Genomic DNA, 642 nt, shown 5'->3' on the forward strand with positions numbered 1-642 from the left:
TATAACTGCTCCATTATGTACATTACTTAAAACTCTTTCAACTAAAGTTTCTGGCTTATCACCTTGCCAATCTAGCGAATCAACTGTCCATAATATTGAATACATATTTAATTGATCAGTATTTTCAATCAGATTATCGTCATAACATCCATATGGCGGACGAAACCATTTTACATCTTGTTTTATTGCATTTTTAATTGCTGTATTTGTCTTTTCCAATTCTTGCAATTGTTCCTCACTTGAAAGTGATGTCAACTTCCTATGCGACCAAGAGTGATTGCCTAACTCATGACCTGATTCATGAATTTTCTTTACTATTTCAGACGTTTTTTCATTTATACGTTCACCAAGCACAAAAAATGTTGCTTTTGCTTCATAGCTTTCCAGAACATTAATAATATCGTTTACTCTATTGTTAGACGGTCCATCATCAAACGTAAGCGCAACAAACTTATCGTCGTTATTCAATAATTTTTTTATATTACTTAAATTTCTATATGATAGATCTAGATTACAACTGAGCCCACAGTATGGTAAATTAAAATTACAATCACTACAAAAAGCCGTACTTGAATATAGTAAGAAAAAAGTGATTATCCTTATAAACATTTGTAATCAGCAAAGTGATAGAATACTACACTT

General features: G+C 31.0%; 1 protein-coding gene. It reads right to left on the bottom strand.

The window, feature by feature from the left end; all coding sequences use genetic code 11:
• The coding region (locus WG67_RS03070) for a polysaccharide deacetylase family protein (protein WP_458694890.1) at window positions 1-609 on the bottom strand (609 nt) is incomplete at its 3' end.
• Window positions 610-642 lie beyond the last annotated feature (33 nt).

Origin of the sequence: Wolbachia endosymbiont of Drosophila incompta (assembly GCF_001758565.1) — a bacterium.
GTDB classification, from domain to species: Bacteria; Pseudomonadota; Alphaproteobacteria; order Rickettsiales; family Anaplasmataceae; genus Wolbachia; species Wolbachia pipientis.